This is a genomic window from Frigoribacterium sp. PhB160 (genome assembly GCF_003751785.1).
GTDB lineage: Bacteria > Actinomycetota > Actinomycetes > Actinomycetales > Microbacteriaceae > Frigoribacterium.
Genome location: NZ_RKIE01000002.1, coordinates 560,565 through 576,331, shown reverse-complemented (window position 1 = coordinate 576,331; position 15,767 = coordinate 560,565). Strand labels below are relative to the sequence as shown.

The following is a 15,767-nucleotide window of genomic DNA, read 5'->3' as shown; positions in this document are numbered from 1 at the left end:
GGGAGTGGGGCCGGGCACGTCGGCCTACCCTGAGGGCATGGCCCGATCCCACCTCACTCTAGCCGCGTTGGCCACGGCCGCCGTCGCCGACCTGGACGTCACGACCGCCTCCCCGCACGGCTCGACGACGGGCGGCGACTTCGACTCGGCCGTCCTCGACGGACGCGGCGGCGAGCGCCTCGTCGTCCGCGTGCCCCGCACCCAGAAGGCCGAGGGCCAGCAGTCCGCCGACCTCGTCGCGCTGCGCGCCCTGAGCGCGGGCGTCCGCGGCCGCCTGCCCTTCGCCGTGCCCCAGTACCGCGGGCAGGCGCCGATCGGCCGCACACGCGGCATCGTCTACGACTTCGTCCCCGGCACGCGCCTCCGGCTCGCCTCGGTCACCTCCGGCTCGGGGCTGCCGACGGCCCTCGGCCGCGGCGTCGCCGCGGTGCACCAGTTGCCGACGAGCTTCGTGACCGACGCCGGCCTCACGAGCCACACGCCGTTCGAGGCCATGCGCTCGTCCGCCTCGCTCGTCGACCGGGCCGCCTCGACCAAGCTGCTGCCCGCGGCGCTGCTCGAGCGGTGGGAGGCGGCGATCCAGGACTCGGTGCTCTGGCAGTTCCAGCCCACGGTCGTCAACGGCTCGCTCGACGCGTCGTCGGTGCTCGTCGACGGCGACGTCGTCTCGGGCGTGCTCGGTTGGCACGACCTGCAGGTCGGCGACCCGGCCCGGGACCTCGCCTGGCTGCTCGGCCTGCCCTCGGCCGGGGCCGTCGACGCCGCGTTCGACGCGTACGAGACCGCCCGGGGCACGAGCGACCACCAGCTCCGCCACCGAGCCACGCTCTACCGCGAGCTCGACCTCGCCAAGTGGCTGCTGCACGGCACGGCCACGAAGAACACCGAGGTGGTCGACGACGCCGTCGGCATGATGACCGACCTCGTCGACACGCTGCAGTCCGAGCGCCGCGGGCGCATCGGCGCCGGCTCGACGTCGGCCCTCGACCTCGACGGCGTCGAGGAGCTGCTCGAGACCACGGAGCGCCGGCACTCCTAGGCCGCCGGGGGGCCCTGCTCCACCTGCCGCCACAGCGCCTCGAGCTCGTCGTGCCCTGCCACGTGCGCCGGCTCGACGACGACGTCGTCCGCCACGAAGTAGAACACGGCGTCGATCAGCTCGACGGGCACGCCACGGAATCGGGCGTAGGCCTCCCGGTACAGCGCGAGCTGCAGCTGCCGCCGGTCGAGGTCCTCGTCGTCCGCGGGCGCCTTGCCGGTCTTCCAGTCGACGACCTGCCAGCGACCGTCACGCTCGAACACGGCGTCGATCTTGCAGATGACGGTGCGGCGGCCGAGCGGGAGGTGGACCTCCAGCTCGACGTCGACGGGCTCGAGATCGGCCCACTCCGACCGACCGAAGGTCTGCTGGAGCTCGGCGAGGCGTCGCGCGTCGTCGGGGTCGACGATGCCCGTGTCGCCGCCGAGCTGGTCGTCGTCGAGGTCGCCTTCGAGGGGCGTCGCGTCGAGCGTCTCGGAGCGGCCGGTCGGCCGGTAGCGCTGCTCGACCCAGTCGTGGAAGAGGGTGCCCAGCCGGGTCGCGCGGTACGGACGCTCGGGCACCGGACGCCGGAGCCCCGACGCGACCGAGCCGGGGTCGTGGACGTAGTCCTTGAAGCGCGACGCCGGGATGCGCTGCGGCAGGTCGATCGACCCCGACCGCTCGCGGACGGCGTCGCGCTCCCGCAGCAGCAGCTCGATGTCCGCCGACCACGGGCCGTCCACCAGCTCCTTCGCCGGCGGCGCGGACGCCCGCTCGTCGACCAGTCGCCCGACCCGGGCTGCCGCGGCCTCGACCGCGGCCCGACGCGGCCCCAGTGGGTCGACCGGCCACGGGAGCTCGCGGCTGACGTCGCCGAGGGGGTTCTCCTCGTCGTCGGGGGCGGTCGGCACCGACTCGGCGGGCAGCACCCCGGCGGCGACCAGCTCGTGCAGGTGCCGGCTCGCGAGGCGCGGCTTGACGGTCGTCGACCAGAACGACCCGCTGACGAGGAGGGCGTCGCGGGCACGGGTGACGGCGACGTAGGCCAGGCGGCGCTCCTCGGCGAGGTGCCGCGCGACGAGCTCGGCCTTGAAGGCCCCGAGCGCCCCGTCGAACTCCTTCTGGTCGTCGACGCCGCGCCAGCAGAGCACGGGCAGCTCCGCGGCGTCGCCGCGGAACTCGAAGGGCAGCTCGCCGAAGCCCAGCCACCCGGCTCCCTCGCGGGACGTGCCCGGCAGCTCGCCCTCGACCAGCCGGGGCACGGCGACGGCGTCCCACTCGAGGCCCTTCGACCCGTGGATCGTGAGCAGCTGCACGGTGCCCTGCTCGCCGGCCTCGCTGCGGGGCCCCATGTCGTCGCGGCGCTCGGCGGCGGCCAGCCAGCCGAGGAAGCCGCCGAGCGACGCCGTGTCGTCGGTCGCGACGTAGCCCGAGAGCTCGTCCTCGAACGCCTGCAGCCAGGCGCCGCCGTGCCCCTGCCCGGTGGCGGCGGCGACCTCGACGTCGAGCAGCATCTCGTGCTCGACGAGCGTCACGAGGTCGACGAGGTCGAGCCCCACGCGCCCCCGGAGGAAGGCCAGCTGCGACCCGAGGCGGCGCAGGCGGGCGAGCCCCTCGGGGCTGAGGCCGCCGAGCTGTCGGTGCCCGTCGGGGGCGGTGGTGACGAAGTCGAGCGCGTCGACGATCGACCCGTGCTCGCCGACGGCGACGGAGGCGCGGAAGCCGTCGGCCACCGCCGGGTCGAGCTGCTGCTGGGCGTGGTCGTGCGCGAAGAGCCACGACGACACCGAGCGGAGGGCCGCGACGTCGTGCAGGCCGATGCGCCACCGGGCGCCGGTCATCAGGCGGATGAGCTCCGACCCGGCGGACGGGTCGTGCAGCACCCGGAGGCACGAGACGAGGTCGACGACCTCGGGTCGCTGCAGCAGCCCGCCGACGCCGAGCACGTGGTACGGCACGCCCCGCGCGGCCAGGGCCTCGACGAACGCCGGCATCGTCTTCTTCGAGCGGAACAGGAGGGCCGCGGTGCGGGTCGAGCCACCGCCGTCGACGCCCCGGTCGACCTCGAGCTCGCGGGCGAGCCACTCGGCCACGCGGGCGGCCTCGGCCGCGAGGGTCTGCTCGACGGCGACCTCGACCCGGCCGACGGGGGCGGCCGGCCGGGGACGCAGGGCCCCCACCGAGCCGACGCCCACGCCCCCCGACCCGAGCTCGGCCACGACCGCGTTGGCGGCGTCGAGCACGAGCGAGGCGTTGCGCCAGCTGGTCGAGAGCGAGTAGGTCGCCCCGTCGCGGGCCCCGAAGTCGACCGGGAACCGGCCGAGGTTCGCCGCCGACGCCCCCCGGAAGCCGTAGATCGACTGGTGCGGGTCGCCGACGGCCATGACGCCGCTGCCGGCGAAGAGACCGGAGAGCAGGCGCGTCTGCACCACGCTCGTGTCTTGGTACTCGTCGAGCAGCACCACCCGGTGACGGGCCCGGAGGCCCGCGACGACGTCGGGGGACGACTCGCAGACCTCGAGTGCCAGGGCCACCTGGTCGGAGTACTCGACGAACCCGCGACGGGCCTTCTCGTCGGCGAACTGCTCGGCGAGCTCGAGCAGCGACGGCAGGGCCGAGACGGCCGTGACCGCGTCGGTCACCGACTTGTACGGGGTGCCCTTCGTCGAGGGCAGGCTCGCCAGGTCGAGGAAGCGCTCGGCGAGGCCGGCCACGTCGCCCGCCTCGGCGACGTTCTCGCTGAGGGCGTGGCTGACCCGCAGCACCGCCTCGGTGATCGAGTCGACGCTCCGGCCGAGGCCCGCCAACCGGTCGTCGCGGCTCCCGACGACGAGCGACCGGGCGAGCTGCCACGACGACGCCTCACCGAGCACCTGGGCCTCGCTCTCGCGCCCCACCCGCATGGCGTGGTCGCGGAAGACGCCGTTGGCGAAGGCGTTGTACGTCGAGACCGTGGGCACGTCGAACGGGTCGGGGTCGACGCCCAGCAGCCCGGCCTCGCCGAGCTGGGCGATGCGCCGCTCGATCCGCTCGCCCAGCTCGCCGGCGGCCTTGCGGGTGAACGTGAGGCCCAGCACCTCCGACACCTCGACGAGGCCGTTCGCCAGCAGCCAGACGACGCGGTTCGCCATGGTCTCGGTCTTGCCGCTGCCGGCTCCCGCGACGACGAGCGCCGGTTCGAGCGGCGCCTCGATGACGGCCTGCTGCTCGTCGGTGGGCCGCGGCAGGCCGAGGACGTCGGCGATCTCGACCGCCGAGCGGGTCGACCCCGGCGAGGAGGCGCCTCCCGCCCCGCTCACGAGCTGACCTCCCCGACGACGTGGATGCGGCACGAGCCGCCGTGGCGCCCCTCGCAGTGGTCGTCGAGCCGGCCCACGAACACGCGCCCGGCCATGCCGACGGCCGCCGACTCGACGCGGTCGCGGAACCGCTGCAGCGTCTCGGCGTCGAAGGGGCCCTGTGCGGGCTCCCGGTAAGGCTTGCCGCGGACCCCGGAGGAGATGATGACGAGCTTGGCCCCGCCCGGCGGCGTGCCCGGCGGCACCTCGGCGATGGCGCCGTCGGCGAGCGCGACCTGGTAGCTGCCGAGCTGGGGGTGCTCGTCGATCGCCTTCTGCGACGTGGGGGCCGAGCGCCCGGTCTTGAGGTCGACGATGACGGCGGCGCCGTCGCGGGTGCGCTCGACGCGGTCGATCGCGCCGCGGAGGCGTGCCGGCCCGAGGTCGAGCTGGAACGACGACTCGGCCGCGACGAGCTCGGCGCCGGACGCCGCGAAGTCGCGGAGGTACGACGCGAGGCTCTCCGTCATCTGACGCGCGCGGCGCTTCTCCGCGTCGGCGATCCAGGGCGACTCGAACTCGAGCTCGGGCCAGCGGGCCTCGACGGCCGACCAGAGCGCCTCCACGTCGGCGTCGTCCGCGTGCTCCATGACGTCGTGCAGCACGGTGCCGAGCCCCATGGCGGCGTTCGGGGCCGAGCCGCCGAACCGGTCGACGAACCAGTGCAGCGGGCACTCCTCGAAGGAGCCGAGCTGGGACGGCGAGACGGGCACGTGCGTCTCGGGCTCGTCGAGGTCGGCGAGCGGCAGCGTGGTCGAGGGCTCCGTCAGCCCGTACCACTGGTCGGGGTGCGCCCCGGCGACCCCGGACTCGGCGAGGCGGGCGAGCCCGCGGGCGGCGGCCTCCCCGCGCGGTCCGCGGGGCGACTCGACGAGGGCGTGCCGGAGGTGGCCCACGAGGCCGCGGAGCGAGAGGGGGTGCCCTCCCCCCGCGAGCGGGACGTCGGGGGGCAGGAGGCGCAGGAGCACCGAGGGGGCCTCGTCGTCGTTCGCCGTGCACGAGAGCACGACCTGGTGACGGGCGCGCGAGACGGTGAGGGCGAACATGCGCAGCTCGTCGGAGAGCACCTGCGCGCGACGCTCGCCGTCGCCGGCCGCGCTCGGGAGGACGCCGCCCGGGAGGTCGCCCTCGGCGGCCGCGACGAGGTCGTCGGGGCCGAGCAGCCCGCCGCGGACGCGGAGGTTCGGCCAGACGCCGTCCTGCAGCCGGGCGGCCACGACGACGTCGACCTCGACGCCGACGACGGCCGACGGTGTGCAGACGAGCACCGACTCGGCGGAGGCCTGCGGCGAGAGGGTGTCCTCCGGCACCTCGGCGCCGAGCATCGCGTCGAGGAAGCCGACGGCCGGGGCCTCGGGGGTGCGCTCGACGTACCGCTTGGCGGCGGTGAACAGGGCGACGACGCCGTCGAGGTGCCGGTCGGCCTCGGCGGCGACGATGCCGCGCCCCGCCGAGCGCGCGGTCCACTCGGCCTCGAGGCCGCTGCGCTGCCAGAGGCCCCAGAGCACCTCCTCGATGCTCGACCCCGAGGCCGCCGCCCGCCGCGCGGCGTCGAGGCTCGCGGCGAAGCGACCCGCCCGCGCCGCCGGCCGCGAGTCGATCGTCGCGAAGCGGCCGGGGCCGGAGAGCGCCTCGACGAGCAGGGCGTCGGCGGAGCGGAGTCCCCCGCCGGCGAGCTCGTCGGCACGCAGGGCCAGGCGCAGCCGGCGGAGGGCCAGGGCGTCGAAGCCGGCCAGCGGGCCGGCGAGCAGCTCGGCGGCGAGGTCGGGCGTCAGCTCGTCGCGGCCGACGGCGACGGAGGCGGCGAGCAGCAGCTGTCGCGCGCCGTGCTCGTCGCGCACGGCGCGGCCGGCCACGGGGGTGCGGGTCGGCACCTCGGCGAGCTGCAGGGCCCGCGCGACCGTGCCGACCTGTCCGCCGCTGCGCACCACGACGGCCATGCGCGACCACGGCACCCCGCGCAGCAGGTGGTGCTCGCGGAGGAGGCGCGCGACCGACGAGACCTCGTGGGACGGGCTGTCGGCCCGCACCGCCACGACCGGGGCGACGGTCGACCAGGCGGGGTCGGCGGCCGCCGCGGCGTCCGTGCCCGCGGCGTGCTGCCGCCCGGCCGCGGCCGTGCCGATGCGGTCGGTGACCTTCGACGTCAGCTCGCGGAGGGGGGCCGGCTGCCGGTGGACCGTGCTGAGCCAGATCGTCTCGACCGACGACAGGCCGAGGCGCGGCGCGAGTCGTCCGAGCACGTCGGGCACGCCGCCGCGGAAGGCGCTCGTCGCGAGGTCGGGGTCGCCGAGCGCCACGACGGCGACGCCGCGGCGGGCGAGGGCGGCGAGGAGCGCGACGGTCGACCGCGTCGACTCCTGGGCGTCGTCCACGAGGACGACCTCGAGCCCGTCGACGACGGGCGCCGTCTCGCCCCGGTCGAGCGCGGCCACGGCCCAGTCGACGAGCTCGGCCGAGTCGAGCCGCCGCCCGGGCATCGCGTCGACCACCGCTCGGTACTCGTCGGCGAAGTCGGCCGCCGAGGCCCAGCCGGCCCGGTCGTGACGCGCGGCCAGCTCGCGGAGGCGCGCCGTCGACACGCCCTGCTCGGTGAGGCGCATCAGGAGCTCGCGCAGCTCGGTGCGGAAGCCGCGCAGCTCGCGCACCCGGGGCCCGAGCTCGGCGGGCCACGCGGGCCCGGTGCCGTCGACGGCCTGCCCGTCGAGCAGCTCGCGCACGACCGTGTCCTGGTCGCCGCCGGTCAGCAGCGTCGGGGGCGCCTCGCCCGCCAGCCGGGCGGCGTGCCCCACGACGTCGAACGCCAGGGAGCTGACGGTGCGCGCCAGCGGGCCGGGCGTCGGCACCTCGAGCCGGGCCGCCAGGACGTCGCGGAGGCGCGTGGCCGTCGACCGCGTCGGCGTCAGCGCCAGCACCGACCGCGGGTCGCGGCCCCGGACCTGGAGCCGGTCGACGACGAACTCGACGAGCGTGGTCGTCTTGCCGCTGCCGGGCGCCCCGATGACGGCGGCCGAGACACCGTCGGGCAGGGCGAGGACGGCCCGCTGGGAGTCGTCGAGCCGCGTCGCCGCGTCGCCGCGTCGGCCCTCGGCCACGGGGCGGAATGCCGTCGTCGTCATGACGACGACGGTAGCCGTCCCGACCGACATCGCCGGGCCGCCCGGACCCCTTGCGCCCAGAGTGAACGTGCGCGGCCGCCGTCGGCCGCGTCGGATATCGTGACGGCGTGGACATTCGCATCGGCATCGCCAACAGCCCCCGTGAGATCAGCTTCGAGACGTCGCAGTCCGCTGCCGACGTCGAGAAGGTCGTCGCCGAAGCCCTCGACGGCGGGAAGTCGTACGTGACCCTCGCCGACTCGAAGGGCAAGACCTACCTCGTGCCGACCGCCTCGCTGTCGTACGTCGAGGTGGGCCCCGGCGAGAGCCGTCGGGTCGGCTTCGTCGGCTGACCCGTGGAGCTCCTGTTCGTCGCCCTCGGCGGCGCGCTGATCGGCTTCGTGGCGCACTTCGCCCTCCCGGCCGCCGAGACCCGGGGCACGCTGCTCGTGCCGGGGCTCGCGACGGCCGTCGCGGTCGTCGTCTGGGAGGTGCTCCTGCTCTCGGGCTGGCGCGCCGACGGCGGCTGGATCTGGGTGGCGGCGCTGGTCGTGCCCGCGGTGGCGGCCGTCGTGGCCGTGCGGGTCGCCTCGACCCGTCGGCGCCGTGCCGACGACGAGCTGCTCACGCGCCTCCTGCGGTCCTGACGCCCGTGCCGCGGGTCGCCACGGCGAGGCGGCCGACGCGCTCAGGCCGTGAGGCCGAGGGCGTCCATGCGCCGGGTGTGCGCGGCGATGAGCTCGGTGAACACGGGCTCGAGACGCTGGTCGTCGGCCGCGACGTGCGACGCCGAGATGGCCGCACGGGCCACGAGGAGCACGTCGCCGACCAGGCGGCGGCCCCAGAGCGCGAGACGGGAGGCGAGGGCCGGGTCGGTCTCGATGGCCAGCGAGAGCTCGGCCACGATGACCGCCTCGTCGTCGCCCGCCTCGAGCACGCGCACGATGCGGTCGCGGTGGTCGCCGTCGAGACCCGCGGCGAGTCGCACGAAGACGTCGTTGAGGAGCCCGGCGCCGACGTAGGCGGCGAGGATCGCCTCCGACCAGTCGTCGCTCGCCGTGCGACGCCGGAACTCGTCGACGGCCGCGACGTGGGGCGCCATCGTCGCCGCCGCGTCCTCGCCGAGGCGGGTGATCTCGGCGACCAGCCCGCGGTGCCGGTCGAGCGTGCTGCCGGCGACGCGTCCGGTCACCTCCTGCGCGCGGACGTGCGGAGCCGACGCGGAGGCGCGGGCGAGAGTCTCGAAGAGGGCCAGCTCGAGGTAGGCGGCCTGCCCCAGGTAGACCGACAGGTCGGGGGTGAACTCCCCCAGCTCGACCCGCGAGACGGCCACGTGGCGGGACGACCGCGGCCACTGCAGGGTCGGGACGCCGCGCTCTGACCTCCGGCCCATCCATGACACCACGCCGCCAGCTTACGGGGTCCGGCGGCTCGGCCGACGCGACGGGCTAAACTACCCCCGATCCCCCTATATGAGACAGGGCAACAACGTGACATTCAAAGACCTCTCGATCGACCAGGACATGGTCGACGCACTGGCGGCGAAGGGGATCGTCGAACCGTTCCCCATCCAGAACCAGACCATCCCCCTCGCGCTCGCCGGCCAGGACATCATCGGCCAGGCCAAGACGGGCACCGGCAAGACGTTCGGCTTCGGCCTCCCGATCATCCAGCGCATCGGCCTCGACCCCGAGCCCGGCGTCAAGGTGCTCGTCGTCGTCCCGACCCGCGAGCTCTGCGTCCAGGTGGCGGAGGACCTCGAGATCGCCACCTCGAACCGCGCCACGAAGGTCGTGTCGATCTACGGCGGCAAGGCCTACGAGGGCCAGGTCGAGCAGCTCAAGGCCGGGGCGCAGATCGTCGTGGGCACCCCCGGGCGCCTCCTCGACCTCGCCGGCCAGCGCCTCCTCGACCTGAAGCAGGTGCAAGAGGTCGTGCTCGACGAGGCCGACAAGATGCTCGACCTCGGGTTCCTCAGCGACATCGAGAAGATCTTCCAGCAGGTCCCGGCCACGCGGCACACCATGCTGTTCTCCGCGACGATGCCCGGCCCGATCGTCGCCCTCGCGCGTCGCTTCATGACCAAGCCGATCCACATCCGCGCGACCGACCCCGACGAGGGCCTCACGCAGGCGAACATCAAGCACGTCGTCTACCGCGCGCACTCGCTCGACAAGGACGAGGTGGTCGCGCGCATCCTGCAGGCCGAGGGCCGCGGCAAGACCGTCGTCTTCACCCGCACGAAGCGCGCCGCCGCGAAGCTCGTCGAAGAGCTCAACGACCGCGGGTTCAACGCCGCGGCCGTGCACGGCGACCTCAACCAAGAACAGCGCGAGCGCGCCATGGCCGCCTTCAAGGCCGGCAAGAAGGACATCCTGATCGCGACCGACGTGGCCGCCCGCGGAATCGACGTGAACGACGTCACCCACGTCATCAACCACACGGTGCCCGACGACCACGACACGTACCTGCACCGCGCCGGCCGCACCGGCCGCGCCGGCAAGACCGGCATCGCCGTGACGTTCGTCGACTGGGCCGACATGCACAAGTGGGCGCTCATCAACCGCGCCCTCGACATGGGCCAGCCCGAGCCCGTCGAGACGTACTCGTCGAGCCCCCACCTCTTCACCGACCTCGACATCCCGGTCGGCACCAAGGGCCGCCTCAAGTCGGCGCCGAAGGCCGCGGCCGACGGCGGCGCGGCCCAGCCCCGCGAGCGCGTCCCCGGAGCGCGCAGCAGCAGCAGCGGCAGCCGTCAGCGTGGCCGCGGTGAGGGCGGACGCGGCGACGGCGGACGAGACGGCGGACGCGGCGACGCGAGCCGGTCGTCGGACCGCTCGGCTCCGGCCGCCACGACCACCCCGGTCGACTCCGACGCGACCGGCACCGACGCCGAGGGCCAGCCCGCCCGTCGTCGCAGCCGTCGTCGCCGCCCTGCCGGCGGCGGGGCCGGCCCCCAGGCCTGACGACCCGGCCTGCTCGGCGACGAGCGGACGACTGCGGGAGGCGCGGTGCGGGAGATCCTGCACCGCGCCTCCCTGCGTCACGCCTCCCGCGCTCCGGGGCCCGTCACCGGCGACGCACCGGGCGCCCGGGCGGGGAGGGCTCAGCCCCGGACCGGGGCCCAGCCCGTCGCGGCCTCGACGATGCGCGCCAGCTGGTCGGGCTCGGTGGAGTTCTCGCCGAGGCGGTTCGGCTTGCCCTCTCCGTGGTAGTCGCTCGAGCCCGTGACGATGAGGTCGTGGCGGCGGGCCAGCTGCCGGAGCTTCTCGGCGCCGGCGGCCGTGTTCTCGCGGTGGGCGATCTCGACGCCCATGAGGCCCGCCTCGACGAGCTCGTCGAAGGCCCGCTCGGGGATGTTCGTCGATCGCCCGCGCGTCGCGGGGTGCGCGATGACGGGCACCCCCCCGGCCGCGCGGATCAGGCGCACGCCGTGCATCGGGCTCGGCGCCTCGTGCGGTTCGTAGTAGCCCGAGCGCCAGTGCAGGATCCCCGCGAAGGCCGCGCTGCGGTCGGGGGCGAACCCGCGGGCCACGAGCGCGTCGGCGATGTGCGGGCGGCCGAGCGTCGCCCCGTTCGTCGACTGGGCCAGCACGTCGGCCCAGCTGATGTCGTAGTCGGCCGCGATGCGCTCGACGATGCGCTCCGCGCGGTGCAGGCGGCTCTCGCGCAGGCGGGCCGTCTCGGCGACGAGCTCGGGGTCGGCCGGGTCGAAGAGGTAGCCGAGCATGTGGACGCTGTTCATGCCGAGGCTCGTGCTGAGCTCCATGCCGGGCACGAGCGTGAGCCCGGTGCCGACCACGGCACGCGTCGCCTCGGCCCAGCCCGCCGTCGAGTCGTGGTCGGTGAGCGCCACGGTGCCGAGACCCGCGGCGGCGGCCGCCGCGACCAGCTCGGCGGGGGTCTCGGTGCCGTCGGAGACGCTGCTGTGGGCGTGCAGGTCGATCGGGCGGTGCGGCATCACCCCATCGTAGGCGGGCGACCGCGAGGCGGCCCGGCCGGGCGACCCGCCGGGCCGGGGTCGTCACCTATGCTCGGTCGAGCCATGATCCGTCGCCTCGTCGCCCTCGTCCTCGTCCTCGCGGTCGCCGCCGCGCTGCTGCTCGCGCTCTGGCCCCAGGTGCTCGACCTCGAGCGCGAGTGGCCGCTCGCCCAGCTGGTCTCGTTCCGCGGCGCGGCCGCCGTGGTGGCCGTCGGCCTGGCAGTCGTGCTCTTCGTCGTCGGGCTCGTGGCCCGGCCGGTGCGCTCGCTCGCCGCCTCGATCGCGGTGCTGCTGCTCGTCTTCGGCGCCGTGTCGGGCGGCGTCGTCGGCGCCCGGGGCCTCGGGCGCGACGCGTTCGTCGAGGCCTCGCCCGGCGACGTCACGGTCCTGTCGTGGAACACCCTCGGCGGAGCCCCCGGCGCGGCCGCCATCGCCGAGCTCGCGGTCGCGGAGGGCGCCGAGGTGGTCAGCCTCCCCGAGACGGACGACGTCGTCGCCCAGGCCGTGGCCGACGCGATGGGCGTCGCCGGCCTGCCCATGGCGCGGTTCACCGTCACCTACGACGACGTGCCCACGTCGAAGCCGACGTCGATGCTCGTCTCGACGGCCCTCGGCGAGTACACCGTCGCGCGCGACGAGGCCGGCGCCGCCGTCGAGACGACCCCGGCGATGCCGTCGCTCGTCGCCACCCCGGTCTCGGGCACGGGTCCCACCTTCATCGCGGCGCACCCCGCCGCGCCCGTGCGGGCCGACATGGACGAGTGGCGCGACGGCCTCGGCTACCTCGCCGACGCCTGCCGCACGGGCGACGTGATCATGGCCGGCGACTTCAACGCGACGCTCGACCACATGGCCGACATGGGCCGCGCCGGGGGCGCCCTCGGCCGCTGCCGCGACGCCGCGGTGGCGACGGCCAACGGCGGAGTCGGCACCTGGCCGACCGACCTGCCCCCGCTGCTCGGCACCACCATCGACCACGTGATGGCCACCCGCCAGTGGCTGCCCACGGGCTTCCGCGTCGTCACCGACCACGACGAGGCCGGCAGCGACCACCGCCCGGTCGTCGCGCAGCTGAGCCCGACCGGCGCCTGACCCGCCGAGCCGGCCCGCCGCCCGGCTCGACCGCCCGCCCCGCCGACCCGGGTGGAGGCGCACCGCCGTTCAGGGGACAATGGTCGCCATGGCTGAACAGACGGCACCGCGCGCGACCACGAACCGATCCACCACCCCCGGGTCGGACACCTTCAAGGACTACATCTCGTCCGGCTGGGCCGAGCGCCCCGAGACGCTGCCCGAGGCTCGCGAGCAGGCGCCCTTCGCCGCCGACCGTCGCGCCCGCCTCTCCGCCCTGCACACGGGACGCCGCCTCGTCGTGCCCGCGGGCCAGGCGAAGGTCCGCTCGAACGACTGCGACTTCCCGTTCCGCGCCCACTCCGCGTTCTCCCACCTCACCGGCTGGGGCTCGGACACGGTGCCCGGCTCGGTGCTCGTGCTCGAGCCGTCCGGCGACGGCCACGAGGCGACCCTCTACTTCCGGGCGAGCGCGGGCCGCGACAGCGACGAGTTCTACGCGAACCCCGAGATCGGCGAGTTCTGGATCGGCCCGCGGCCGACCCTCGCCCAGGTCGGCGCCGACCTCGGCCTCGCCACCCGCGACCTGGCCGACCTCGAGGCCGTGGTGGCCGGGGCCGACGGCGACACGCTGGTGGTCCGCGACGCCGACGCCGAGCTGACCCGCCGCCTCGACGAGGTCACCGCGTCCGAGCCCGCGTCCGTCGTGGCCGAGCGCGCCGAGCGCGGCGACGACCTGGCCCGCGACCTCAGCGAGCTGCGGCTCGTCAAGGACGCCTACGAGGTCGCGCAGATGCGCCGGGCCGTCGACGCCACGGGCCGGGGCTTCGACGACGTCGTCGCCGACCTCGACGAGATCGTCGCGCACGAGCGCGGCGAGCGACTCGTCGAGGGCACCTTCAACCGTCGTGCCCGGGCCGACGGCAACACGGTCGGCTACGACACCATCGCCGCGTCGGGCGACCACGCCTGCGTGCTGCACTGGACCCGCAACGACGGCGTCGTCGCCCCCGGCGACCTCATCCTCGTCGACGCGGGCATCGAGCTCGAGAGCCTGTACACCGCCGACATCACCCGTACCCTGCCGGTCTCGGGCCGCTTCACCGACGTGCAGCGACTCGTCTACGAGGCCGTCCTCGAGGCGGCCGACGCGGCCTTCGCCGTCGTGCGGCCCGGCATCGCGTTCCGCGAGGTGCACGCGACCGCCATGCGCGTCATCGCCGAGCGCACGGCCGAGTGGGGCTTCCTGCCCGGCACGGCGGCGGAGTCGCTCGAGCCCGACGCGCAGTGGCACCGCCGCTACATGGTGCACGGCACGAGCCACCACCTCGGCATCGACGTGCACGACTGCGCCGCGGCCCGTCGCGACCTCTACCTCGACGGCCTCCTCGAGCCGGGCATGGTGTTCACGATCGAGCCGGGCCTGTACTTCCAGTCCGACGACCTGACCGTGCCGGAGGAGTTCCGCGGCGTCGGGGTCCGCATCGAGGACGACGTCCTGGTGACGGCCGACGGCGCGGAGAACCTCTCGGTGGGCATCCCCCGCACCACCGCCGAGGTCGAGGCCTGGCTGGCCCGCCGCTGACCCACGGGCTCGACGACCCGCCCCCACGGCGGCACGACGACGAGGGCCCCGGCCGCCTCCCCTCGGGGAGACGGCCGGGGCCCTCGGTCGTGCGGTGAGCCCGTCGGGCCCGGCGAGTCCCTACGGCTCGTCGAGCTCCTCGGGCGGCGCCGCCGCGGCCTCCCGACGCGATCGGCTGGTCAGCAGCACGACCACGATCGCGATGACGGCCAGGCCCACGATGCCGACGCCGATCCCGATGATCACCGGGATGTTCGCGTCGTCGCCGTCGGCGGGCGCGTCGCCCGCGGGCGAGGCAGCCGCGGTCGACGTCGACCCCGCGGCGGGGGCCGGGGACGCCTCGGTGGCGTCGGCGGACGGGGCGTCGCTCGACGCGCCTCCGGCGCTGCTCGACGGGTCGGCGCCCGGGGCCCCGCTCGACGGGTCGCAGGTCGGCCGGGTCGCGGCGCCCTCGGCCGCCGCGGTGCCGTCGGCCGGCTCGTACGTGAAGGCCAGGGCGTCCGAGACGGTGTGCCCGTCGGCCGAGACCGCCTGGTACGTCATCGTGTACGCACCGGGCGCCCCGAGCGCGACGCCCGTCGTGAGCGTCGGGCCCGCGGTGGTCGAGCAGCCGTCCTCGTAGTGCAGGCCGGCGGCGTCGGTCACCTCGAGCACGTTCGACGACCCGGTGCCCGACAGGTCGAGGATGACGTCGTTGAACGTGATGCTCGCCGTCGAGAGCGGCTGCGTCAGCGTCGACCCCTGGGCGGGGTCGCTGCTGACGACGTAGTCGTGGGCCGACGCCGCGCCGACCGGCCCGAGGCCGACGAGCGCGGCCGTGCCGACGAGCACGCCGAGGCCCGCGCCGACGGTGCGGCGCGAGGGGCGGGACGAGGAGGCGCGGGTCATCGACGCGCACCCGTGCGGTCGGCCGCGGGGCGCGGGCGGCGCGTCAGCGCGACGACGCTCACGACGAGCGCCAGGGCGCCGAGCGCGAGGCCGCCGATGCCGAAGGCGAGGCCCACGGTGCCGGTGGCCGAGCCGGAGCCCTCCGTGCCCGACGCGGACGAGTCGGAGACGGTCGCGGCGTCCGCGGACGAGTCGTGGCCGGCGTGCGAGTCGCTCGGCGCCTCGTCGTTCACGTAGAGCGTGGGCGCGGGGTGCTCCGGCTCCTCGCCCGAGGCGGGGGTCTCCTCGTCCCAGTCGACGACCGAGCCGTCGGAGTAGCGCTGGTGGGCGGGCAGGAGGATCGATCCGGTGTCGGGCACGGCGCCCGCGGAGATGACGAAGCGCTGGAACTCGCCCGGGGCGACCTCGGTGCCCTCGTCGGCGGTCCAGGTGACGCTCGTCGGCGCCTCCGTGATCGTCGACCCTCCCACGTCGACGGGCTCGGGCAGCGTCGAGGTGGTGACCTCGGTCGTCCAGCCGGGCAGGGGCTCGTAGGTCACCGAGGTGAAGGGCGTGTCGGTCGGCAGGTCGACGACGAGCCCGACGGTGCCGGCGGTCGCCGACTCGGTCGGAACCTTGAAGGTGAGCGTCGTGTACGAGCCGGCCTCGGCCTGGCCCGGGTCGACCCGGACGTGGGCGGAGGCGGCCAGGGGGGCGGCGATCACGAGGAGCGCGGCGGCGCCGAGCGCCGCGGCGGAGCGGGCGGCGACGGAGGTGGTGCGGTTCACGGTGTGTCCTGTCTCGG

At 75.5% G+C, this 15,767-nt stretch carries 12 protein-coding genes; 6 read left to right on the top strand and 6 right to left on the bottom strand.

Annotation, left to right across the window (positions count from 1 at the left end):
• The first annotated feature begins 37 nt into the window (after positions 1 to 37).
• Positions 38 to 1,039: a phosphotransferase gene (locus EDF38_RS11680; protein ID WP_123356016.1), complete on the top strand. Its 1,002-nt coding sequence runs from the start codon at positions 38 to 40 to the stop codon at positions 1,037 to 1,039.
• Here the strand turns inward: EDF38_RS11680 and EDF38_RS11675 are convergent.
• Complete coding sequence (locus EDF38_RS11675) at positions 1,036 to 4,320, bottom strand: ATP-dependent DNA helicase (RefSeq protein ID WP_199734710.1); 3,285 nt, start codon at positions 4,318 to 4,320, stop codon at positions 1,036 to 1,038. The genes EDF38_RS11680 and EDF38_RS11675 overlap by 4 nt on opposite strands.
• Positions 4,317 to 7,478 (bottom strand): UrvD/REP family ATP-dependent DNA helicase, encoded by a 3,162-nt coding sequence (locus tag EDF38_RS11670; protein ID WP_158613368.1) that lies wholly within the window; start codon positions 7,476 to 7,478, stop codon positions 4,317 to 4,319. The genes EDF38_RS11675 and EDF38_RS11670 overlap by 4 nt, the downstream gene beginning before the upstream one ends.
• 107 nt (positions 7,479 to 7,585) lie before the next feature.
• Here EDF38_RS11670 and EDF38_RS11665 point away from each other — a divergent pair, with 107 nt between their 5' ends.
• Entirely contained in the window at positions 7,586 to 7,810 is a 225-nt protein-coding gene (locus EDF38_RS11665) for a DUF3107 domain-containing protein (protein WP_123355564.1), read from the top strand.
• 3 nt (positions 7,811 to 7,813) lie between these two features.
• On the top strand, positions 7,814 to 8,104 hold the full coding sequence (locus tag EDF38_RS11660; protein WP_123355563.1) for a hypothetical protein: 291 nt from the start codon (positions 7,814 to 7,816) through the stop codon (positions 8,102 to 8,104).
• A 41-nt stretch (positions 8,105 to 8,145) separates the two neighbouring features.
• Here the strand turns inward: EDF38_RS11660 and EDF38_RS11655 are convergent, their stop codons facing one another.
• A complete protein-coding gene (locus tag EDF38_RS11655) occupies positions 8,146 to 8,862 on the bottom strand; it encodes a ferritin-like fold-containing protein (RefSeq protein ID WP_233572404.1) in 717 nt (238 codons plus the stop codon).
• An 85-nt stretch (positions 8,863 to 8,947) separates the two neighbouring features.
• On the opposite strand from EDF38_RS11655, the gene EDF38_RS11650 reads away from it, so the two are divergent.
• Complete coding sequence (locus EDF38_RS11650; protein ID WP_123356012.1) at positions 8,948 to 10,423, top strand: DEAD/DEAH box helicase; 1,476 nt, start codon at positions 8,948 to 8,950, stop codon at positions 10,421 to 10,423.
• Positions 10,424 to 10,563: 140 nt separating this feature from the next.
• Here the strand turns inward: EDF38_RS11650 and EDF38_RS11645 are convergent, their stop codons facing one another.
• A complete protein-coding gene (locus tag EDF38_RS11645) occupies positions 10,564 to 11,418 on the bottom strand; it encodes a PHP domain-containing protein (RefSeq protein ID WP_123355561.1) in 855 nt (284 codons plus the stop codon).
• A gap of 84 nt (positions 11,419 to 11,502) precedes the next feature.
• Here EDF38_RS11645 and EDF38_RS11640 point away from each other — a divergent pair, with 84 nt between their 5' ends.
• Together EDF38_RS11640 and EDF38_RS11635 are read left to right on the top strand one after the other, a co-directional pair.
• The gene (locus EDF38_RS11640) at positions 11,503 to 12,531 is read left to right on the top strand and encodes an endonuclease/exonuclease/phosphatase family protein (protein ID WP_233572403.1); all 1,029 of its coding nucleotides are present in this window, start codon (positions 11,503 to 11,505) and stop codon (positions 12,529 to 12,531) included.
• Positions 12,532 to 12,619: 88 nt separating this feature from the next.
• On the top strand, positions 12,620 to 14,095 hold the full coding sequence (locus EDF38_RS11635; protein ID WP_123356010.1) for an aminopeptidase P family protein: 1,476 nt from the start codon (positions 12,620 to 12,622) through the stop codon (positions 14,093 to 14,095).
• Positions 14,096 to 14,215: 120 nt separating this feature from the next.
• Here EDF38_RS11635 and EDF38_RS11630 read toward each other — a convergent pair whose 3' ends face one another.
• Together EDF38_RS11630 and EDF38_RS11625 are read right to left on the bottom strand one after the other, a co-directional pair.
• Positions 14,216 to 14,983, bottom strand: coding sequence for a copper resistance CopC family protein (locus tag EDF38_RS11630; RefSeq protein WP_123355559.1), 768 nt, complete (start codon positions 14,981 to 14,983; stop codon positions 14,216 to 14,218).
• The gene (locus EDF38_RS11625) at positions 14,980 to 15,750 is read right to left on the bottom strand and encodes a YcnI family protein (RefSeq protein WP_123355558.1); all 771 of its coding nucleotides are present in this window, start codon (positions 15,748 to 15,750) and stop codon (positions 14,980 to 14,982) included. The genes EDF38_RS11630 and EDF38_RS11625 overlap by 4 nt, the downstream gene beginning before the upstream one ends.
• Between the last annotated feature and the right edge of the window lie 17 nt (positions 15,751 to 15,767).

What these genes read in the sequence shown, in the direction of transcription:
- EDF38_RS11630 (WP_123355559.1), bottom strand. Translation starts at nt 14,983, where the DNA reads ATGACCCGCGCCTCCTCGTCCCGCCCCTCGCGCCGCACCGTCGGCGCG.
- EDF38_RS11645 (WP_123355561.1), bottom strand. Translation starts at nt 11,418, where the DNA reads ATGCCGCACCGCCCGATCGACCTGCACGCCCACAGCAGCGTCTCCGAC.
- EDF38_RS11640 (WP_233572403.1), top strand. Translation starts at nt 11,503, where the DNA reads ATGATCCGTCGCCTCGTCGCCCTCGTCCTCGTCCTCGCGGTCGCCGCC.
- EDF38_RS11680 (WP_123356016.1), top strand. Translation starts at nt 38, where the DNA reads ATGGCCCGATCCCACCTCACTCTAGCCGCGTTGGCCACGGCCGCCGTC.
- EDF38_RS11670 (WP_158613368.1), bottom strand. Translation starts at nt 7,478, where the DNA reads ATGACGACGACGGCATTCCGCCCCGTGGCCGAGGGCCGACGCGGCGAC.
- EDF38_RS11635 (WP_123356010.1), top strand. Translation starts at nt 12,620, where the DNA reads ATGGCTGAACAGACGGCACCGCGCGCGACCACGAACCGATCCACCACC.